This is a genomic window from Xanthomonas sp. WHRI 7064, assembly GCF_040202355.2.
In the GTDB taxonomy this organism is placed as follows: domain Bacteria; phylum Pseudomonadota; class Gammaproteobacteria; order Xanthomonadales; family Xanthomonadaceae; genus Xanthomonas; species Xanthomonas arboricola.
The window spans coordinates 3,977,808-3,996,710 of sequence record NZ_CP167821.1; the positions used below are offsets into that span (position 1 = coordinate 3,977,808).

Consider the following 18,903-nt stretch of genomic DNA (forward strand, 5'->3'; position numbering starts at 1 on the left):
CACATCGAATCCCGGAAAATGCGCAGCAGCCATCGAGCCAACGGGAGCGGAGCAATGTCGGAAGCAGGAGTCGGCGCAAATGCGCCAGAGACGGTCGAGCGCGACGTAATGGAGTACGACGTCGTCACCGTCGGCGCCGGTCCGGCCGGGCTGGCCTTTGCGATCCGGCTCAAGCAGCTCGATCCGGCCATCAGCGTCTGCGTGATCGAAAAATCCAGCACCATCGGTGCGCATATCCTGTCCGGCGCGGTGATCGAGCCGGGCCCGCTGGATGCCTTGCTGCCGGGCTGGCGCGACAACCCGCCGCCGATCTGCGTGGCTGCCACCGACGACGAATTCTGGTTTCTCGGCAAGGACAGCGCGCGCAAGTTCCCGGTGGTGCCGCCGGGCATGCGCAACCACGGCAACTTCATCGTCAGCCTGGGCGCAATGTGCGCCTGGCTGGCGCCGCAGGCCGAAGCGCTGGGGGTGGAGATCTACCCCGGCTTTGCCGCCGCCGAAACCCTGCACGACGACAACGACCAGGTCATCGGCGTGCGTATCGGCGACATGGGCGTGGCCAAGGACGGTTCGCACAAGCCCGGTTACACCGCCGGCATCGATATCCGTGCCAAGGTCACCGTGCTGGCCGAAGGCGCGCGCGGGCATCTGACCAAGCGCCTGCTCAAACGCTTCGACCTCACCGCCGATGCCGACCCGCAGGGCTATTCGATCGGCATCAAGGAGCTGTGGCAGGTACCGGAGGGACGCGTCAGTCCCGGCAAGATCGTGCACACGCTAGGCTGGCCGGCCGACAACCGCACCTACGGCGGCAGCTTCCTGTATCACCTGGACAACAACCAGATCGCGCTCGGTTATGTGAGCGGACTGGACTACAGCGACCCGAAGTACCAGCCGTGGGAAGCCTTCCAGCAATGGAAGAACCACGCGCTGATCAAGCCATTGCTGGAAGGCGGCAGCATCCTCTCGGCCGGCGCGCGCGCCATCGTCACCGGCGGCTGGCAATCGCTGCCGAAGGTGGAAATGCCCGGTGCCCTGCTGATCGGCGACACCGCCGGCCTGCTCAACGTGCCCAAGATCAAGGGCACCCATCAGGCGATCCGCAGCGGCATGCTGGCCGCCGAACATCTGGTGCAATCGCAGCTGGCGCCGCAAGGCTTCGACGCCAAGTTGCGCGCGTCCGATGCGATGGCCGAGTTGAAGCAGGTGCGCAACATCAAGCCCGGCTTTAAGAAGGGTTTGTGGTTCGGCCTGCTCAATGCCGCCTGGGAAACGGCGCTCAAGGGCGCCTCGCCATGGACGCTGAAGAACAAACCCGACTGGTCGGCATTGCACAAGATCGGCGATTACGAGCAACCCAACCGCGACTACGGCACGCGCGAGCTCGCCCCGCGCGACCGCCTGCAGGCGGTCTACTTCGCCGCCACCGAGCACGACGAAGACCAGCCCGTGCATCTGAAGGTGCTGGACACCGACGTCTGCGCCACCCGCTGCGTGCAGGAATACGACAATCCCTGCACCCGCTTCTGCCCGGCCAACGTCTACGAAATGGTCGCAGACACTGGCAGCCCCTCCGGCAAGCGCCTGCAGATCAACGCCGCCAACTGCGTGCACTGCAAGACCTGCGACATCAAGGACCCGTACGAGATCATCACCTGGGTCACGCCGGAGGGTGGTTCGGGCCCGAACTACCAGAATCTGTGATTAATCAGTGGCGTACCGCGTGACCGGCAGTCTTTCCAAACTTGTGGCTGCGGCACGTCGCTCGGTAGAACTCCATGGTGGCGGTTTCTCCGGCGCTACTGCGGTCGCGACGCGGGCGTTCAAAGTGGTCCGTGCCCTCGGGATACGCGGCTTTCTGGAACGGGTGCGATTGGCTGGACGCAAGCAGCCGGTAGCTCCCCGCCTGTCGGACCAGGCATCGTTCGGCACGCCAGTGCCCTTGTCGCAGTTGCAGTTAAAAGTTGGCGTGATGGTGCACGTCTTCTATACCGACCTGATCGACGAATTCGCACAGTCGCTCCAGCACATGCCGGTGGGTTATGACTTGCTGGTATCGGTGATGGATGAAACAGCCGCAGCTCAGGCGCGCGAGCGCTTTTCAAAGCTCCCGCAGATCCAGAAGCTCGAGATACGCGTCGTGCCCAATCGCGGCCGTGACATCGCACCGCTATTGGTGACGTTTCGCGAGCAGATCCTGGCATTGGATGTTGTCGGCCATCTGCACACGAAAAAGTCGCTATATACCGGCAGCGAACAAGGCGAGTGGCGTCGCTACCTGGTGTCGTCCCTGATGGGGAGCCCGGAGCGCATCGCCTGGCAGCTGGGAATGTTTCAGGCCGAACCACGCCTTGGCATGCTCTACCCTGCGAGCTACGAACAGGTACCGCTGTGGGCACATACCTGGCTGAGTAATTTTGAGGTCTGCCGCACGCTGGCTCAACGACTCGGATTCGACATCGACGCGTCGGAATACATCGACTTTCCCGCAGGATCGATGTTCTGGGCGAAGGTGGACGCACTGCGGTCTTTGTACGCACTGAATCTAGAGCTCGAGGATTTTCCTGAAGAGCACGGCCAGATCGACGGCACCCTGCACCACGCGGTGGAACGCATATTCGTTGCTGTGGTGCGCCATCAGCAGTATCGCATCGGCATCTTGCCGCAAGACGGCACGCTGTCACTCAGCAGCGAGGGTGGACGCAATTGGCAGGCGGCGTTCGAGACGCCAATCGCCACGCGATTGACACTGTCGTCCCTGCAGGCTCGACTGGTGTCGCTGGATATCTTCGATACCTTGGTGGTGAGGCCGTTCCTGTTTCCGGCGGGTGCCCGCGCCTATCTTTCCCACCTGATAGCAAGCCAATTCGGGGTCGGAAATTTTCTCGAACTACGCGAACTTGCCGAGTCAAAAGCGCGCTATCAGCGTGGCGCCGATGTCGATCTATCGGGTATCTACGCCACACTGGCTGGCCTGCCCGATGCGAAGGGACTTCCGATCGATGCCCTCCAGGCACTGGAAGTGGCCCTGGAAGCCAGATTGCTGCGACCACGCCGGGGCGTGATCGCAGCAGCGACGCAACTAAAACAACGTGGCATCCGCCTGGTTGCGCTTTCAGACATGTATCTGGATAGCGCATTGCTGCGGCAGGTCCTGCCACCAGAAGTCAGCGCACTGCCGGCTGCCTGGTATGTGTCTTGCGAGACGGGGTGGCGCAAGGATGCCGACAATGTCTGGAAGGAGCTGCCAGCCATCGAAAAAATCGATGCATCGCGGTGGCTGCATGTCGGCGACAACGAACACGCAGATATCCAGCGTCCACAGATGCATAAGCTGTTGACACCAGTGCATGTGCTTCGGCCATCCGCACTGCTGGAGGTGATTCCTGCATTGCGCCCGCTGAGACCCTCTTCGGGTGCGGCAACCCGGTGGCAGGACCAGTTGTGGCTTGGCCTGCTGGCCAATCGGTTCGCCGACCTTGCCGACCGGTATCCGGAAACGTTGATGCCCTTGCCGATTCTTTCACCGGCATGTCTGGGCTATGTGGTGATCGGCCCGCTGATCTTCGATTATCTCGCCTGGCTGATCCGCACGGCGAAGCAACGCAATATCGAAACGATCTTGTTCCTGAGCCGGGAAGGCCACCTGCTGGAGCAGGGATTTCAGCTGATAAGGCAGACTTCGCCTTCACTGCAGCAGCTGCATGGCAAGTATCTGCTGGCATCGCGGCGGGGAACCGGAACCCCTTCGCTGCATGCGCCAGATGATCTTGCATTGCTGCTGGACAGCACCTACACCGGGACACTGGGCAACCTGGTACAGGCGCGCCTGGGAGAGGCTGCAGCACATATTCTGGAACGTCGCCTGGGCCGCTCGGTCATGCAACGCGATGTCTACCTGCCGGAGATGCATGCCGAGCTGCTGGAACTGATTGCCCCGGCGATCAACGAACTGCTGGCGCTTGCCGAAACTGAAAGGACGGCCTACCTGCATTACTGGAGAGCGACTGCAGGTGACGGTACCGCCATGGTGGCCGACATAGGTTATTCCGGCACCATCCAGGCCAACCTCACAAGATTGACCGGACAGCCGCTGGGTGGCGCTTATTTTGCATTGAACGATCGTGCCACGAAGGTCACTGCCCAGAGCTGGGCAGCTGCCCGCTATTTTGATGGCCGTACCGAGGGCGACCCGGAGCAGTCAACGATCCTGCGCCACGATCTGCTTCTGGAAACACTGCTCACCGCTCCTTCGCCGCAATTTTCCTGCTTCACAGCCGCCACCGGCGTTCCGACTGCGGTCTACGCCCATCCGGAACTGTCGGCACCGCAATGGGCGACGATCGCACAGGTGCACGAAGGTGCGTTGGCGTTCATTGCAGACGTCTGCCAGGTTGCGCAGGACCAAAGCTACCTGCTGGACTTCGACCGAACCTCGGTCCAGATCCCGCTGCAATGCATCGGTTCCGGACGCTGGCAGGCGCCGTGGTTGGCGGATCTGCAACTGGACGACCGTTTCACCGGACGCGGCGTGGTCCGGGCCGGATGACCTGACGGCCGTCCGGCCTCGCCTCACGATTGAGGCGTCAGAATTGTCACACCGGTCTTCTGGCGCAACTCATCCAGCTCCACTCCCTCGGCCGCCTCCACCAGCACCAACCCGCCATCGGTGACGTCGAATACCGCCAAGTCGGTGATGATGCGATCGACCACGCCGACGCCAGTCAATGGCAGGTCGCATTCGCGCAGGATCTTGTGGCTGCCGTCCTTGGCGACGTGTTCCATCAGCACGACAACGCGCTTGACGCCGGCCACCAGGTCCATCGCGCCGCCCATGCCTTTGACCATCTTGCCGGGCACCATCCAGTTGGCCAGGTCGCCGCGCTCGGTGACCTGCATCGCACCGAGAATCGCCAGATCGATGTGCCCGCCGCGGATCATTGCAAACGAGTCGTGGCTACCGAAATAACTGGCGCCGGCACGCGCGGTGACTGTCTGCTTGCCGGCATTGATCAGGTCCGCATCCACCTGGTCCTCGCTGGGAAACGGGCCGATGCCGAGCAGGCCGTTTTCCGATTGCAGCCATACGTCCACGCCATCGGGAATGTGGTTGGCCACCAGCGTCGGCAGGCCGATGCCCAGGTTGACGTAGGCACCATCGGTCAACTCGCGCGCCGCACGTGCGGCCATCTGGTCTCTGGTCCAGGCCATCAGTGCTGTCCTCCGCGCACGGTGCGCTGTTCGATGCGTTTTTCCGGGGTGGCGTTGAGCACCAGCCGGTCGACATAGATGCCGGGCAGATGCACCTGGTCCGGATCGATCGTGCCCACCTCCACGATTTCCTCGACCTCGGCGACGCAGACGCGACCGGCCATGGCGCAGGCCGGGTTGAAGTTGCGCGCAGTCTTGCGGAACACCAGATTGCCGGCCGTATCCGCACGCCAGGCCTTGACCAGCGCGACGTCGGCCTGCAGCGCGGTTTCCATCACGTACTGCTTGCCGTCGAATTGCCGGGTTTCCTTGCCCTGGGCGACGATGGTGCCGTAACCGGTTGCGGTATAGAACGCGGGAATTCCCGCACCGCCCGCGCGCAAGCGCTCGGCCAGCGTGCCTTGCGGGTTGAACTCCAGCTCCAGTTCGCCGGCCAGGTACTGCCGCTCGAATTCCTTGTTCTCGCCCACGTAGGACGAAATCATCTTGCGGATCTGCCGGGTGGCCAATAATTGACCCAGCCCGAATCCATCAACGCCTGCGTTGTTGGAGATAACGGTCAATCCGCTGACCCCGCTCGCGCGCACTGCCGCGATCAGCGCTTCCGGGATTCCGCACAATCCGAAGCCGCCGACCGCCAGGGTCTGGCCATCGGCCAGCACCCCATCCAGCGCCGCCCCGGCGTCGGCATAGCGTTTGCCGCTTGCCGCACCACGTCCACCATTGCTCATCACCGCCCTCGCCTCGCTGATGTGAAGCGGCCATTCTAGCCGCTGACTGTTCCCTGTCCCCGATCGCAATTCCGCCACACCCAAGACACGGCACAGCCGCTAAACTCGGAATTCCCCCACCCCAGGAATTGCCCATGACGCTACCCGCCTTCAAGGCCTACGATATTCGCGGCCGCGTGCCGGATGAACTCAACGAGGACTTGGCGCGCCGCATCGGCGTGGCATTGGCGGCGCAGCTGGAGCAAGGGCCCGTGGTCTTGGGCCACGATGTGCGCCTGGCCAGTCCCGGCCTGCAGGAAGCGCTCTCGGCCGGCCTGCGCGCCAGCGGCCGCGAAGTGATCGACATCGGCCTGTGCGGCACCGAGGAGGTCTATTTCCAGACCGATTACCTCAAGGCGGCCGGCGGCGTGATGGTCACCGCCAGTCATAACCCGATGGACTACAACGGCATGAAGCTGGTCCGCGAGCAGGCGCGACCGATCAGCTCCGACACCGGCCTGTTCGCGATCCGCGACACCGTCGCTGCCGATACCGCCGCGCCGGGCGAGCCCACCGCAAGCGAGCAGAGCCGCACCGACAAGACCGCCTACCTTGAGCATCTGCTCAGCTACGTGGACCGCAGCACGCTCAAGCCGCTCAAGCTGGTGGTCAACGCCGGCAACGGTGGCGCCGGCCTGATCGTCGACCTGCTTGCTCCGCAGCTGCCGTTCGAGTTCATCCGCGTCTTCCACGAACCCGATGGCAACTTCCCCAACGGCATCCCCAACCCACTGCTGCCGGAAAACCGCGACGCCACCGCCCGGGCGGTCAAGGAACACGGCGCCGACTTCGGTATCGCCTGGGACGGCGACTTCGATCGCTGCTTCTTCTTCGACCACACCGGCCGCTTCATCGAAGGCTATTACCTGGTCGGCCTGCTGGCGCAGGCGATCCTGGCCAAGCAGCCGGGTGGCAAGGTCGTGCACGACCCGCGCCTGACCTGGAACACCGTCGAGATGGTCGAGGACGCCGGCGGCATCCCGGTGCTGTGCAAGAGCGGCCATGCCTTCATCAAGGAAAAGATGCGCAGCGAAAACGCCGTGTATGGCGGCGAGATGAGCGCGCACCACTATTTCCGCGAGTTCGCCTACGCCGACTCCGGCATGATCCCGTGGTTGTTGATCGCCGAGCTGGTGTCGCAGTCCGGTCGTTCGCTGGCGGATCTAGTCGAGGCGCGCATGCAGAAATTCCCCTGCAGCGGCGAGATCAACTTCAAGGTGGACGATGCCAAGGCGGCGGTTGCACGCGTGATGGATCACTACGGCGATCAGTCGCCGGAACTGGACTACACCGATGGCATCAGTGCCGACTTCGGCCAATGGCGTTTCAACCTGCGCAGCTCCAACACCGAGCCGCTGCTGCGTCTGAACGTGGAAACGCGTGGCGATGCCGCACTGCTGGAAACGCGTACGCAGGAAATTTCCGATCTGCTGCGCGGCTGATTCACCCCCTCTCCCACCTTTAGACGCACTTTGGAGTTTCCCCCGCCCATGAGCGACGTCCTACCTATCATCCTGTCCGGCGGTTCCGGCACGCGCCTGTGGCCGTTGTCGCGCGAATCGTACCCCAAGCAGTTCCTGCCGCTGGTCGGCGAGCACAGCATGCTGCAGGCCACTTGGCTGCGTTCCGCCCCGGTGGCGGCGCATGCACCCATCGTGGTGGCCAACGAAGAACACCGCTTCATGGCCGCCGAGCAGTTGCAGCAGTTGGGCGTGAAGCCGTCGGCCATCCTGCTTGAGCCCAAGGGTCGCAATACCGCACCGGCCATCGCCGTTGCTGCACTGGAAGCGACTCGCGACGGTAGCGATCCGCTGCTGCTGGTGCTGCCGTCCGATCACGTGATTCAGGATGAAGCGGCATTCCAGGCCGCGGTCACGTTGGCGGCGACTGCAGCCGAACAAGGCAAGCTGGTCACCTTCGGCATCAAGCCCACCGCGCCCGAAACCGGCTACGGCTATATCAAGGCCAGCGCGGGTACCGGCGTCAGCGCCGTTGAACGCTTCGTGGAAAAGCCCGATTTGGCCACCGCGCAAGGCTATCTGGCTAGCGGCGAGTATTACTGGAACAGCGGCATGTTCCTGTTCCGTGCCTCGCGCTATCTGGAAGAACTGCGCAAGTTCCAGCCTGCCATTGCCGATGCATGCCAGAAGGCGTGGGAAGGCGGCAAGCGCGACGCCGACTTCACCCGTCTGGACAAGGATGCGTTCGCCTCCAGCCCGTCGGATTCGATCGACTATGCGGTGATGGAAAAGACCGCCGATGCGGTGGTGGTGCCGCTGGATGCCGGCTGGAACGATGTCGGTTCGTGGTCGTCGCTGCTGGACGTGTCCAAGCAGGACGCCGACGGCAACGCGCATCATGGCGACGTGATCCAGGTCGACTGCCGCAACACCTACGCCTACGGCTCGCGCTTGATTGCCATGGTCGGCCTGGAAGACGTGGTCGTCGTCGAGACGCCGGATGCCGTGCTGGTCGGTCACCGCGATCGCATCCAGGAGGTCAAGGACGTGGTGGGCCAGATCAAGACGGCTGGCCGTTCCGAGGCCACCTGGCATCGCAAGGTCTATCGCCCGTGGGGTGCTTACGATTCGATCGACATGGGTCACCGTCACCAGGTCAAGCGCATCACCGTCAAGCCCGGCGCCGTGCTCAGCCTGCAGATGCATCACCACCGCGCTGAACACTGGATCGTCGTCAGCGGCACCGCAGAAGTCACGCGTGGCGAAGAGGTGCTGCTGCTCACCGAGAACCAGAGTACCTATATTCCGCTTGGCGTCACCCATCGCCTACGCAATCCGGGCAAGTTGCCGCTGGAACTGATCGAAGTGCAGTCAGGCAGCTATCTGGGCGAAGACGACATCGTGCGTTTCGAAGACACCTACGGGCGTACCTGATCGGTCGCTTGCAGGACTCTGCAACACATACGCAAACAGCCGGGGATTCCCGGCTGTTTGTTTTTGCGGCCTGCATGGATCAGCGGAACTATCGCCACCGCCCGGAGTCGCCGATTTACTCTCTGGCAGCGGCGATTTCGGCAATCACGCGCTGCAGGCCGAGCTGCCAGTCCGGCAACACGATGTCGAAATCGCGCTGCAGTTTGTCGATCGACAGCCGCGAGTACGCCGGCCGCTTTGCGGGCGTCGGATAGTCGGCGGTCGTGATCGGCACCACGCGCGGTGCACGCGACAACAGGCCTGCGCTGACGGCTTGCTGGAAGATCGCCTCGGCAAAGCCATGCCAGCTGGTCTGCCCTGCAGCCGTGAGGTGCCAGGTACCCGACGTGCCGGGTGTGCGTTGGCGCAGCAACTGCGCAGTGACATCGGCAATCAGGGCGGCGGGTGTCGGTGTTCCGACCTGATCGGCCACCACCCGCAGCTCATCGCGCTCGGCACCGACACGCAACATGGTGCGCAGGAAATTCGCGCCGTGCGAGGCATACACCCATGCCGTGCGCAGGATCAGATGCTGCGCACCCGAAGCACGGATCGCCTCCTCGCCAGCAAGCTTGGTCTCGCCATACACGCCCAGCGGCGAGGTGTGCGCATCCTCCGGATACGGCGCGGCGCCCTGACCGTCGAAGACGTAGTCGGTCGAGTAATGCACCAGCGGTACGTTGTTGGATGCACACCATGCCGCGATGACGCCGGGCGAGGTCGCATTGGCGCGCAGTGCGCCGTCGCGGTCCTGCTCGGCGCGATCCACTGCGGTATAGGCGGCGGCATTGACGACACGGCTCGGGCCGATCCGGTCCAGCAAGGACGTCAGCGTCTGCGGTGCGTCGAAGTCTGCCGTCTCGCAGGCACTGCCGTCGGGCAACTGCCCGCTGCGCGTGGTGGCGTGTACTGCACCATCAGCTTCCAGTGCGCGCAGCAGCTCGGTGCCGACCTGCCCGTTCGCCCCAAAGACCAAGGTGGTCACGGGGTAAACACCGGCAAGCGATCGACCGCCACGTCACCCAGGAACGGCGCGTCGGCATCCTTGGCAGACAACAACGGATCGCTGATCGGCCAATCGATCCCGATCGCAGCGTCGTCCCAGCGCACGCCGGCATCGGCTTCCTTGACATAGACGTCGGTGCACAGGTAACTGAACACTGCACGTTCGGACAACACCGCAAAGCCGTGCGCGAAGCCTTCCGGAATCCAGAACTGCTTCTTGTTCTCCGCGCTCAGCACCACCGCCGCCCATTGACCGAAGTTGGGCGAGCCGTGACGCACATCGACGGCGACGTCATAGACCTCGCCCTCCAGCACGCTGACCAGCTTGCCCTGCGGACGCGGCCATTGGTAGTGCAGACCACGCAGCACGCCCTTGGCGGAGGTGGACACGTTGCTCTGCACGAATTGCGTCGGCAAGCCGTGCTGACCGAAGCGTTCGGCATTCCATGTTTCGAAGAAATAGCCGCGCGCATCGCCGAACACTGCCGGCTCGATGACGACGCAACCAGGTAGACGCGTTTCGATCACTTTCAAGGCACTACTCCTCGTACGGCCAATTCGTGCAGATACCTGCCATAGTCATTCTTCAACAACGGCGCCGCCAGGCGCTCCAGCTGCTCCGCATCGATCCAGCCCTGACCAAATGCGATTTCTTCCGGGCAGCACACCTGCAGGCCCTGGCGCATCTGGATGGTCTCGATGAAATTGGCCGCTTCGTGCAATGACTGATGCGTACCGGTATCCAGCCATGCATACCCGCGCCCCAGCGGCTCCAGGTGCAGATTGCCGGCATCGAGATAGCAGCGATTGAGATCGGTGATCTCCAGCTCGCCGCGCGGCGAAGGCTTCAACGCAGCCGCGTAGTCGCTGGCCTTGCCGTCATAGAAATACAAGCCAGTGACGGCGTAGTTGGAACGGGGCTTTTCCGGCTTTTCGGCAATGTCGATGACCTTGCCTTGTTGATCGAATTCGGCAACGCCATAGCGCTCCGGGTCGTTGACCCAGTAACCGAAGACGGTTGCACCTTGCTCACGCGCATCGGCGCGGCGCAAGGTATCGGTCAGACCATGCCCGTGGAAGATATTGTCGCCCAACACCAGGCAACTCGGCTTGCCGTCGACGAACTCGCGACCGATCAGATAGGCCTGCGCCAGGCCGTCAGGGCTGGGCTGCACGGCATACTGGATACTGACGCCCCACTGGGAACCATCGCCCAGCAGCGACTGGAACAGCGCCTGCTCGTGCGGCGTATTGATGATCAGGATGTCGCGGATACCCGCGAGCATCAGCACGCTCAGCGGGTAGTAGATCATCGGCTTGTCGTACACCGGCAACAGCTGCTTGCTGACGCCCTTGGTGATCGGGTACAGGCGCGTGCCGGAGCCGCCCGCCAGAATGATGCCTTTACGTTGTGTCATCAGGGATGTCCTGTTGAGGCCCGCACACGCTTGCATGCGCGGGCTCTTGCTAAGGGCTCGCGTTAGGCCGCGGCGCCGATCCGTTCCAGCCGATAGCTGCCATCCAGCACGCCCTGCACCCAGGTCTGGTTGGTCAGGTACCACTCCACCGTCTGCGTGATGCCTTGCTCGAAGGTATACGCCGGCTCCCAACCCAGCTCGCTCTTCAACTTGGAGGCATCGATCGCGTAGCGACGGTCATGTCCGGGGCGATCGGTGACATAGGTGATCTGGCTCGCGCGCGGCTTGCCATCCTCACGCGGGCGGTGCTGATCCAGCAGTGCGCAGATCGCCTGCACGACCTCGATGTTCTGGCGCTCGGAGTTGCCGCCCACGTTGTAGGTCTCGCCGACCTTGCCCTTGGCCAGCACGGTGCGGATCGCCTCGCAGTGGTCGCTGACGAACAACCAGTCGCGCACCTGCTTGCCATCGCCGTACACCGGCAACGGCTCGCCGGCCAGCGCCTTGGCGATCACCAGCGGAATGAGCTTTTCCGGGAAATGGTATGGGCCGTAATTGTTCGAGCAGTTGGTGGTCAGCACCGGCAGCCCGTAGGTGTGGTGGAACGCGCGTACCAAGTGATCCGAGGCCGCCTTGGACGCCGAATACGGAGAATTGGGCGCATACGGCGTAGTCTCGGTGAACTTGCCGGTCTCGCCCAGCGTGCCATAGACCTCGTCGGTGGACACATGCAGGAACCGGAAGGCCTCGCGACGCGCATCCGGCAGCGCCTTCCAGTAGTCGCGCACGGCCTCGAGCAAGGCCAGGGTGCCGACCACGTTGGTCTGGATGAACGCGCCAGGGCCTTCGATCGAGCGATCCACATGGCTTTCGGCGGCGAAGTTCAACACTGCGTCCGGCTGATGTTCCTGCAGCAGACGGGTCACGAGCGCGCCGTCGCCGATGTCGCCCTTGACGAAGACGTGGTCGGCATTGCCTTCCAGCGACGCCAGCGTGTTCAGGTTTCCCGCATAGGTGAGCGCATCGAGATTGATCACGCGGATGCCGCGTGCGACTGCCTCAAGAACAAAATTTCCGCCGATAAAACCGGCCCCGCCGGTCACTAGCCAAGTCGCCACTGTCTACCCCTCCTGGTCGCGCGCACTGCGCTGCGTTTTTTATAAACCACACAGGATATACGGTCAGAGCAATACCGGGCCTAAGCATTGCCCACACAACGCTCGGAAGTGTTGCGCCGCAGCATCCATACGCCATCGCATGGTGCGCCTTGCACGGTTAGAATGACCGCACTCCCGAGCCTGCCGCCGCGGCCGGGCCTTCCCGCAACAGCTGAAGGATCTCGTACACGATGAAAATCCTCGTCGCCTACAAGCGCGTGGTGGACTACAACGTCCGCATTCAGGTCAAGCCCGATGGCTCCGGTGTGGTCACCGACGGCGTCAAGCTTTCACCGAACCCGTTCGACGAAATCGCCCTGGAAGAGGCGTTGCGCCTGCGCGACGCCGGCATCGCCACCGAGGTGGTGGTCGCCACCCTGGCACCGGCAGATGCTGCGGCGCATCTGCGCAATGGCCTGGCCATGGGCGCCAACCGCGCCATCCACGTGGTCACCGACGCGGCCATCCAGCCGCTGACCGCCGCGCGCACCCTGCTCAAGCTGGTCGAGAAGGAACAGCCGGACCTGGTCATCCTGGGCAAGCAGGCGATCGACGACGACGCCAATCAGACCGGCCAGATGCTGGCCACTCTGTGGGGCCGCCCGCAGGCGACCTTCGCCGGCAAGCTGGTGGTCGCCGATGGCAAGGCCACGGTGACCCGCGAAGTCGACGCCGGCCTGGAGACGCTGGAAGTGGACCTGCCGGCAGTGGTCACCACCGATTTACGCTTGAACGAGCCACGCTTCATCAAGCTGCCGGACATCATGAAGGCCAAGAGCAAGCCGCTGGAAACGCTGGCCTTTGCCGATCTCGGCGTCGATGCGCACGACAGCCTGGCCACTACCCACTACGCGCCGCCGTCCAAGCGCAGCCGCGGCGTGATGGTCAAGGACGCCGCCGAGCTGGTGGCCGCACTCAAGCAGAAGGGGTTGCTGTAATGGCCAAGGTTCTCATCGTTGCCGAACATCTCAACGGCCAGCTCAATGCGGCCACCGCCAAGACCCTCAGCGCCGCGCTGGCGGTGTCGGCCGAGTGCATCGACATCGTCGTGCTGGCGGCCGATCCGGCCGTGGTTGCGGCCCAGGCCGCACAGCTGGCGGGTGTTGCTCGCGTGCTGACAGTGGCAAACGCCGCCAATGAACACGCCATCGCGCAGGTGCTGGGGCCGCAGATCGCCCAGCTCGCCGGCCAGGGCTACACCCACGTGTTCGGCCCCTCGACCACGTTCGGCAAGGATCTGATGCCGGTCGTGGCCGCGCTGCTAGGCGTCAACCAGGTCTCCGACCTGATGGCGGTCGAAGATGCCTACACCTTCAAGCGCCCGATCTACGCCGGCAACGCGATCATCACGGTGAAAGCGCCGGCCGACCAGGTCGTGGTCGCCACCGTGCGCAGCGCCTCCTGGCCGGAAGCGGCAACCGGCGGCAGTGCAGCAATCGAGTCCGTCGCTGTGGATGCCGTGCTGCCGACCCACACCCGCTTCGTCGGCCTGGCCGCAGGCAGCTCCGATCGTCCGGATCTGCAGAGCGCCAAGCGCGTGGTCTCCGGCGGCCGCGGCGTCGGCTCGGCCGAGAACTTCCAGCACATCTACAGCCTGGCCGACAAGCTTAGCGCCGCCGTGGGCGCCTCGCGCGCCGCCGTGGACGCCGGCTACGTACCGAACGAGCTGCAGGTCGGCCAGACCGGCAAGATCATCGCGCCCGAGCTGTACGTGGCGATCGGCATCAGCGGGGCGATCCAGCATCTGACCGGCATCAAGGACGCCGGCACGATCGTGGCGATCAACAAAGACCCGGAGTCGCCGATCTTCGAGATTGCCGACATCGGGTTGGTGGGGGATTTGTTCACCCTGCTGCCGGAGCTGGAGGCCGCGCTGGGCTGAGGCCCTTCTGCTGCAATGGATTCATCTTCGCCTCCCAGCATCGACGGTGCCGCAAGATTGCGGCACCGTCTGGATTATCTGGCCGCCTTCGTGTTGCTGCTGTGCGCGGGGTACGTCGCCGTATTGGTCTGGGTGGACCACGGAAACGGGACGTTTTCGCGGCTGAGCGAGGTCTGGCAGTTGATGTCGCTCGCAATCGTGCCCGTCTCCATCACGTACCTGTTCCGGTACTGGCGCTGGCACTGGCTCCTCCGCCGCAAGGGGCATCACGTACCGGTGTTACCCGGCCTGGCTGGCTATCTGGCGGGCTTTGCCCTGACCGCAACGCCCGGCAAGGCCGGCGAACTGATGCGGATTCGCTATTTCGCGCGCATGGGCATCCCGGCCGAGCGCACGCTGGGCGTCTTCGTCTTCGAGCGCGCGTCCGATCTGCTGGTCATCCTGTCCTTGTCGCTGCTGGCTGCGTCGGTGTTCCCCACCCTGGGCGCCCTGGTGGCCGTGGTGCTGGGATTTGTCTGTGTACTGTTCGGCGCGGCGGCGTGGCCTGCGCTATTGAATAGTCTGGCACGTGTGACCGAGCGCCTTCCCGGCCGCTGGCTGCGACGCCTGGCCCGCTTCTGCCTTGCGGCAGCGTTGGAGCTGCGTAGCTGCCTGGATCTGCGCGCGTTCGGGCAGAGCACGCTTGCCGGATGCCTCGCCTGGGGACTGACATCGGCTGTCTTCGTGAGCCTGTGCGTTGGCATGGGCTTGCAGCTGGACCCCATGGTCGCGCTCGGTATTTATCCACTCGCGATGCTGATCGGCGCGCTGTCGTTCGTCCCCGGTGGCGTCGGCACCACCGAATTGGCCATCGTGTTGATGCTCAATCGGCTCGGGATCTCTACCCCGGAGGCGATTGCGGTCGCCGTCGCGGCGCGCCTGGTCACGCTCTGGTACGCCATTGTCGTCGGCGCGGTGGCCATGCTGATCGCAGAATTTGCATCGCGGGAAGAAGCAGGTTGATCGACTAGGTATAATCGCGGCCCCGCAATGGATCGCCAGGCAGTCGATGTCCGCTCCTACCAGCAGCTCCACCCGTCCGGTTGTTTCGGGACGCGCCCTTTGCGTGGATCTGGATGGCACGCTTTTGAATTCCGACATCCTCTACGAGTCGGTGCTGGCTCTGCTGGCTCGAAATCCGCTGTACCTGTTCTTGCTGCCGCTGTGGCTATTGCGCGGCAAGGCTGCGCTAAAGCGAGAACTTGCCTCCCGCGTCGTCCTGCCTGCGGAGACCCTGCCCTACAACCACCAGGTGCTGGAGCTGCTACGCACCACGACGCAGCGCCCGCGCGTGCTATGCACGGCGTCCGACGCGCTCCTGGTGAAGCCTATTGCAGACCATCTGGGCCTGTTCGAGCAGGTGATCGCCAGTGATGGCAAACGCAATCTGTCCGGTCGCAACAAGGCAGATGTGCTGGTCGACGCGTTTGGTCAGGGCAACTTCGATTACGCAGGCAACGGCAGCGTGGATTTGCATGTGTGGGAAAAGGCCGGTGGCGCCTGGGTGGTCAACAATGGCGCTGCACTCGCCAAGGCTGCTGCGCAGCGGACGACCGTGCATGCGCATTGGCCTGCTCCGCCGCGTGCCCGTGCATGGCTGAAGGCGTTGCGCCTGCATCAGTGGCTGAAGAATCTGCTGGTGTTCGTTCCCCTGCTGACCGCACACCGCTTCCTGGATCTGGAATCGGTGGTGCAATCCACGATTGCGCTGGTGGCGTTCGGGCTATGCGCCTCCGGCGTCTATGTACTCAACGACCTGCTGGACCTGACGCCTGATCGCCAGCACCCGCGCAAGCGCAAACGCCCGTTCGCGGCAGGTCGGCTTCCTCTTTTGCAGGGCCTGCTGGTCGCCCCTGCGCTAACCGTCGCCGGCCTTCTGCTGTCGTTGGCATGCAGCATCGAATTCACCCTGGTATTGCTTGCCTACTACGTCATGACATTGGCGTACTCGCTGCGCTTGAAACGCATCGTGATGATCGACGTTGTGCTGCTCGCAGCCCTCTACACCGTACGCATCATCGGCGGCGCCATGGCGATCGGCGTCGAACTGTCGTTCTGGCTGTTGGCGTTTTCGATGTTCATGTTCCTGTCGCTGGCCCTGCTCAAGCGCTATACCGAACTGCATGCCATGTTGAGCAGCGGCAAGACCAGGGCCAGTGGTCGTGCCTATTCAGTGGAAGATCTCTCGCTGCTGCAATCCATGGGCGCGGCGGCTGGCTACATTGCGGTGATGGTGATGGCGCTGTACATCAACAGCCCCGAGAGTGTGGAGCTGTACCGCAATCCCAAGCTGCTGTGGCTGGTGTGTCCGGTGCTGCTGTACTGGGTGAGCCGGGTCTGGATCATCGCCCATCGCGGAGAGATGCATGATGACCCAATCGTGTTCGCTGCCACCGATCGCGTGAGCCAGATCGTTGTGGTGCTGTGCGGGTTGTTCGCCCTGAGCGCCATCTGATGGCGGCGGGGCAGTCCTGGGGGCGCTATCCCAGAGCACACCAGACGCTGCTACCGATCCATGATCGCGCGGCACGTCTGCCGGCATTCGATGGCTTTGCCCTGCCTCGTGGTAACGGACGCAGTTATGGCGACAGCTGCCTGAACCCGGATGGTGCACTGCTGTGCGCACGTGGGCTTGACCGATTCATCGCGTTCGATCCAGGCAATGGCGTCCTGCGCTGTGAGGCGGGAGTCACCCTTGCCGAAATCATCGAGCTGGCGTTGCCGCAAGGCTGGTTCCTGCCAGTGACACCCGGCACTCGCTACGTCACCGTCGCCGGCGCGATCGCCAACGATGTGCATGGCAAGAACCACCATCGCACCGGCAATTTTGGCCACCATGTGCGCGCATTCGAGCTGCTGCGCAGCGACGGTGAGCGGCGGCTGTGCACCCCGGATGACGCCGATCTCTGGTTTGCGGCCACAGTGGGAGGGCTCGGCCTGACCGGCCTGATCACCTGGGCCGAAATTCAGCTACGCCGTGTCGGCAGTCCCACGCTGGAAGCAGAAAATATCCGCTTTGGCTCGCTCGACGAATTTTTCGCCTTATCGGCCGCATCTGCCGACAGCCACGAGTACAGCGTGGCCTGGATCGATTGCCTGGCAAGCGGCAAGGCACGCGGACGCGGGCACTTCACCCGCGCCGATCACTGCACCGGGCTCGCCCAGGAGCGACCGAAATCGCCAGGCGCAGGCTTGTCCATGCCGGTCACGCCACCGATTTCGTTGGTGAACAAGTTGTCTCTGCGGCCTTTCAATGCGCTTTACTACTGGCGCCAGCCGGCATCGCACAGACGCTTCGTCAGCCACCTGTTGCCGTTCTTTTACCCGCTGGACGGTATCCGCGACTGGAACCGGATGTACGGCCCATCCGGTTTTCTGCAGTATCAATGTGTATTGCCGCCTGCAACCGCACGTGACGGGGTCGACGCGCTGCTTGCCGAGATCGCGCGCAGCGGCAGCGGCTCGTTCCTGGCAGTGCTGAAAGAATTCGGCAACACACCTTCCATCGGCATGCTGTCTTTCCCGAGGCCCGGGACGACATTGGCATTGGACTTTCCCAATACCGGTCCTGACGTACTCCGCCTGCTTGAGCGACTGGACCGCATCGTCGACGAGGCAGGCGGCGCTCTGTACCCTGCCAAGGATGCACGTATGGCTGCACAGTCGTTTCAGCGCGCCTATGGCCGCTGGCGCGAGTTCGGCAGCTATCTCGACCCACGTTTTTCTTCCGGCTTCTGGCGCCGGGTCACGGAGTAGACATGCAACGCGTCCTCATCATCGGTGCCACCTCGGCCATCGCCGAAGCAACCGCCCGACGCTACGCCGCACGCGGGGCGGCCATCCATCTGCTCGGCCGACAGGCAACGCGCCTTGAGACGATCGCAGCGGACCTGACCACACGCGGTGGCAGGAGCAGCATCGGCGTCCTCGACGTCAACGACAGCGCACGTCATGGCGAAATATTGGACGCTGCCTGGGCGGCGCTTGGTGGCGTTGATGTTGTGCTGATCGCACATGGCACGCTGCCGGACCAGGCTGCGTGTAACGCATCGGTCGAACTGTCGCTTCGTGAGTTCGCAACCAACGGCACTTCCACCATTGCCCTGTGCGCGGCGATTGTTCCGCGACTGACGTCGGGCGCCACGCTTGCAGTCATTTCTTCGGTGGCGGGAGACCGCGGCCGAGCCAGCAACTACCTCTACGGCAGCGCCAAGGCGGCTGTGACTGCATACCTGAGCGGTCTGGGCCAGCGCCTGCGCCCGGACGGCATCAACGTGCTCACGATCAAGCCGGGCTTCGTCGACACACCCATGACCGCGGCCTTCAAAAAGGGCGCGCTGTGGGCAAAGCCGGACCAGATCGCCAAGGGAATTATCGGTGCAGTGGACAAGCGTCGCGCCGTGGCCTATCTGCCAGCATTTTGGTGGGCCATCATGCTGGTGATCAAAAACATACCCGAATTCGTTTTCCGCAGGATCAAGCTCTGAC

At 63.5% G+C, this 18,903-nt stretch carries 16 protein-coding genes; 10 read left to right on the plus strand and 6 right to left on the minus strand.

Annotated features, from left to right (window positions below):
* Window positions 1-54 precede the first annotated feature (54 nt).
* Window positions 55-1,704, plus strand: coding sequence for an electron transfer flavoprotein-ubiquinone oxidoreductase (locus tag ABQY74_RS16850; protein ID WP_016903954.1), 1,650 nt, complete (start codon window positions 55-57; stop codon window positions 1,702-1,704).
* Window positions 1,705-1,972: 268 nt separating this feature from the next.
* Entirely contained in the window at window positions 1,973-4,549 is a 2,577-nt protein-coding gene (locus tag ABQY74_RS16855; RefSeq protein WP_372470100.1) for a rhamnan synthesis F family protein, read from the plus strand.
* Window positions 4,550-4,572: 23 nt separating this feature from the next.
* Here the strand turns inward: ABQY74_RS16855 and ABQY74_RS16860 are convergent, their stop codons facing one another.
* Together ABQY74_RS16860 and ABQY74_RS16865 are read right to left on the minus strand one after the other, a co-directional pair.
* Window positions 4,573-5,211, minus strand: a complete 639-nt coding sequence (locus tag ABQY74_RS16860; protein WP_349792402.1) for a CoA transferase subunit B — start codon at window positions 5,209-5,211, stop codon at window positions 4,573-4,575.
* The gene (locus ABQY74_RS16865) at window positions 5,211-5,942 is read right to left on the minus strand and encodes a CoA transferase subunit A (protein WP_349792404.1); all 732 of its coding nucleotides are present in this window, start codon (window positions 5,940-5,942) and stop codon (window positions 5,211-5,213) included. Before ABQY74_RS16865 ends, ABQY74_RS16860 begins: the two co-directional genes overlap by 1 nt.
* Window positions 5,943-6,076: 134 nt before the next feature.
* Here ABQY74_RS16865 and ABQY74_RS16870 point away from each other — a divergent pair, with 134 nt between their 5' ends.
* The gene (locus ABQY74_RS16870; RefSeq protein ID WP_039518857.1) at window positions 6,077-7,423 is read left to right on the plus strand and encodes a phosphomannomutase/phosphoglucomutase; all 1,347 of its coding nucleotides are present in this window, start codon (window positions 6,077-6,079) and stop codon (window positions 7,421-7,423) included.
* A 48-nt stretch (window positions 7,424-7,471) separates the two neighbouring features.
* Window positions 7,472-8,875 carry a mannose-1-phosphate guanylyltransferase/mannose-6-phosphate isomerase gene (locus tag ABQY74_RS16875; RefSeq protein WP_047127291.1) on the plus strand — a complete coding sequence of 468 codons (1,404 nt, stop codon included), beginning with the start codon at window positions 7,472-7,474 and terminating at the stop codon, window positions 8,873-8,875.
* Window positions 8,876-8,990: 115 nt separating this feature from the next.
* On the opposite strand, the gene rfbD is transcribed toward ABQY74_RS16875, so the two are convergent.
* The 4 genes from rfbD to rfbB form a co-directional block, all read right to left on the minus strand.
* Window positions 8,991-9,899 (minus strand): dTDP-4-dehydrorhamnose reductase, encoded by a 909-nt coding sequence (gene rfbD / locus ABQY74_RS16880; protein ID WP_349792407.1) that lies wholly within the window; start codon window positions 9,897-9,899, stop codon window positions 8,991-8,993.
* Window positions 9,896-10,453, minus strand: a complete 558-nt coding sequence (gene rfbC, locus ABQY74_RS16885) for a dTDP-4-dehydrorhamnose 3,5-epimerase (RefSeq protein ID WP_016903935.1) — start codon at window positions 10,451-10,453, stop codon at window positions 9,896-9,898. Before rfbC ends, rfbD begins: the two co-directional genes overlap by 4 nt.
* A complete protein-coding gene (gene rfbA, locus ABQY74_RS16890; RefSeq protein WP_349792409.1) occupies window positions 10,450-11,337 on the minus strand; it encodes a glucose-1-phosphate thymidylyltransferase RfbA in 888 nt (295 codons plus the stop codon). Before rfbA ends, rfbC begins: the two co-directional genes overlap by 4 nt.
* A gap of 62 nt (window positions 11,338-11,399) precedes the next feature.
* Window positions 11,400-12,455: a dTDP-glucose 4,6-dehydratase gene (rfbB, locus tag ABQY74_RS16895; protein WP_349792411.1), complete on the minus strand. Its 1,056-nt coding sequence runs from the start codon at window positions 12,453-12,455 to the stop codon at window positions 11,400-11,402.
* Window positions 12,456-12,685: 230 nt separating this feature from the next.
* Here rfbB and ABQY74_RS16900 point away from each other — a divergent pair, with 230 nt between their 5' ends.
* The 6 genes from ABQY74_RS16900 (at window position 12,686) to ABQY74_RS16925 (ending at window position 18,902) form a co-directional block, all read left to right on the plus strand.
* Window positions 12,686-13,432 carry an electron transfer flavoprotein subunit beta/FixA family protein gene (locus tag ABQY74_RS16900; protein WP_016903938.1) on the plus strand — a complete coding sequence of 249 codons (747 nt, stop codon included), beginning with the start codon at window positions 12,686-12,688 and terminating at the stop codon, window positions 13,430-13,432.
* Window positions 13,432-14,376 carry an electron transfer flavoprotein subunit alpha/FixB family protein gene (locus ABQY74_RS16905; protein WP_104574534.1) on the plus strand — a complete coding sequence of 315 codons (945 nt, stop codon included), beginning with the start codon at window positions 13,432-13,434 and terminating at the stop codon, window positions 14,374-14,376. Before ABQY74_RS16900 ends, ABQY74_RS16905 begins: the two co-directional genes overlap by 1 nt.
* A gap of 15 nt (window positions 14,377-14,391) precedes the next feature.
* Entirely contained in the window at window positions 14,392-15,378 is a 987-nt protein-coding gene (locus tag ABQY74_RS16910; RefSeq protein ID WP_104555231.1) for a lysylphosphatidylglycerol synthase transmembrane domain-containing protein, read from the plus strand.
* Between the two features lie 103 nt (window positions 15,379-15,481).
* On the plus strand, window positions 15,482-16,870 hold the full coding sequence (locus ABQY74_RS16915; protein ID WP_065032871.1) for a UbiA family prenyltransferase: 1,389 nt from the start codon (window positions 15,482-15,484) through the stop codon (window positions 16,868-16,870).
* A complete protein-coding gene (locus ABQY74_RS16920) occupies window positions 16,870-18,171 on the plus strand; it encodes an FAD-binding oxidoreductase (RefSeq protein WP_104555230.1) in 1,302 nt (433 codons plus the stop codon). Before ABQY74_RS16915 ends, ABQY74_RS16920 begins: the two co-directional genes overlap by 1 nt.
* A 2-nt stretch (window positions 18,172-18,173) precedes the next feature.
* The gene (locus ABQY74_RS16925; RefSeq protein ID WP_104555229.1) at window positions 18,174-18,902 is read left to right on the plus strand and encodes an SDR family oxidoreductase; all 729 of its coding nucleotides are present in this window, start codon (window positions 18,174-18,176) and stop codon (window positions 18,900-18,902) included.
* Window position 18,903 lies beyond the last annotated feature (1 nt).

Coding starts and splice junctions, on each gene's coding strand:
- ABQY74_RS16920 (WP_104555230.1), top strand. CDS start 16,870: ATGGCGGCGGGGCAGTCCTGGGGGCGCTATCCCAGAGCACACCAGACG.
- ABQY74_RS16850 (WP_016903954.1), top strand. CDS start 55: ATGTCGGAAGCAGGAGTCGGCGCAAATGCGCCAGAGACGGTCGAGCGC.
- ABQY74_RS16925 (WP_104555229.1), top strand. CDS start 18,174: ATGCAACGCGTCCTCATCATCGGTGCCACCTCGGCCATCGCCGAAGCA.
- ABQY74_RS16855 (WP_372470100.1), top strand. CDS start 1,973: ATGGTGCACGTCTTCTATACCGACCTGATCGACGAATTCGCACAGTCG.
- ABQY74_RS16865 (WP_349792404.1), bottom strand. CDS start 5,942: ATGAGCAATGGTGGACGTGGTGCGGCAAGCGGCAAACGCTATGCCGAC.
- ABQY74_RS16875 (WP_047127291.1), top strand. CDS start 7,472: ATGAGCGACGTCCTACCTATCATCCTGTCCGGCGGTTCCGGCACGCGC.
- ABQY74_RS16910 (WP_104555231.1), top strand. CDS start 14,392: ATGGATTCATCTTCGCCTCCCAGCATCGACGGTGCCGCAAGATTGCGG.
- ABQY74_RS16905 (WP_104574534.1), top strand. CDS start 13,432: ATGGCCAAGGTTCTCATCGTTGCCGAACATCTCAACGGCCAGCTCAAT.
- ABQY74_RS16860 (WP_349792402.1), bottom strand. CDS start 5,211: ATGGCCTGGACCAGAGACCAGATGGCCGCACGTGCGGCGCGCGAGTTG.
- ABQY74_RS16900 (WP_016903938.1), top strand. CDS start 12,686: ATGAAAATCCTCGTCGCCTACAAGCGCGTGGTGGACTACAACGTCCGC.
- rfbA (WP_349792409.1), bottom strand. CDS start 11,337: ATGACACAACGTAAAGGCATCATTCTGGCGGGCGGCTCCGGCACGCGC.
- ABQY74_RS16870 (WP_039518857.1), top strand. CDS start 6,077: ATGACGCTACCCGCCTTCAAGGCCTACGATATTCGCGGCCGCGTGCCG.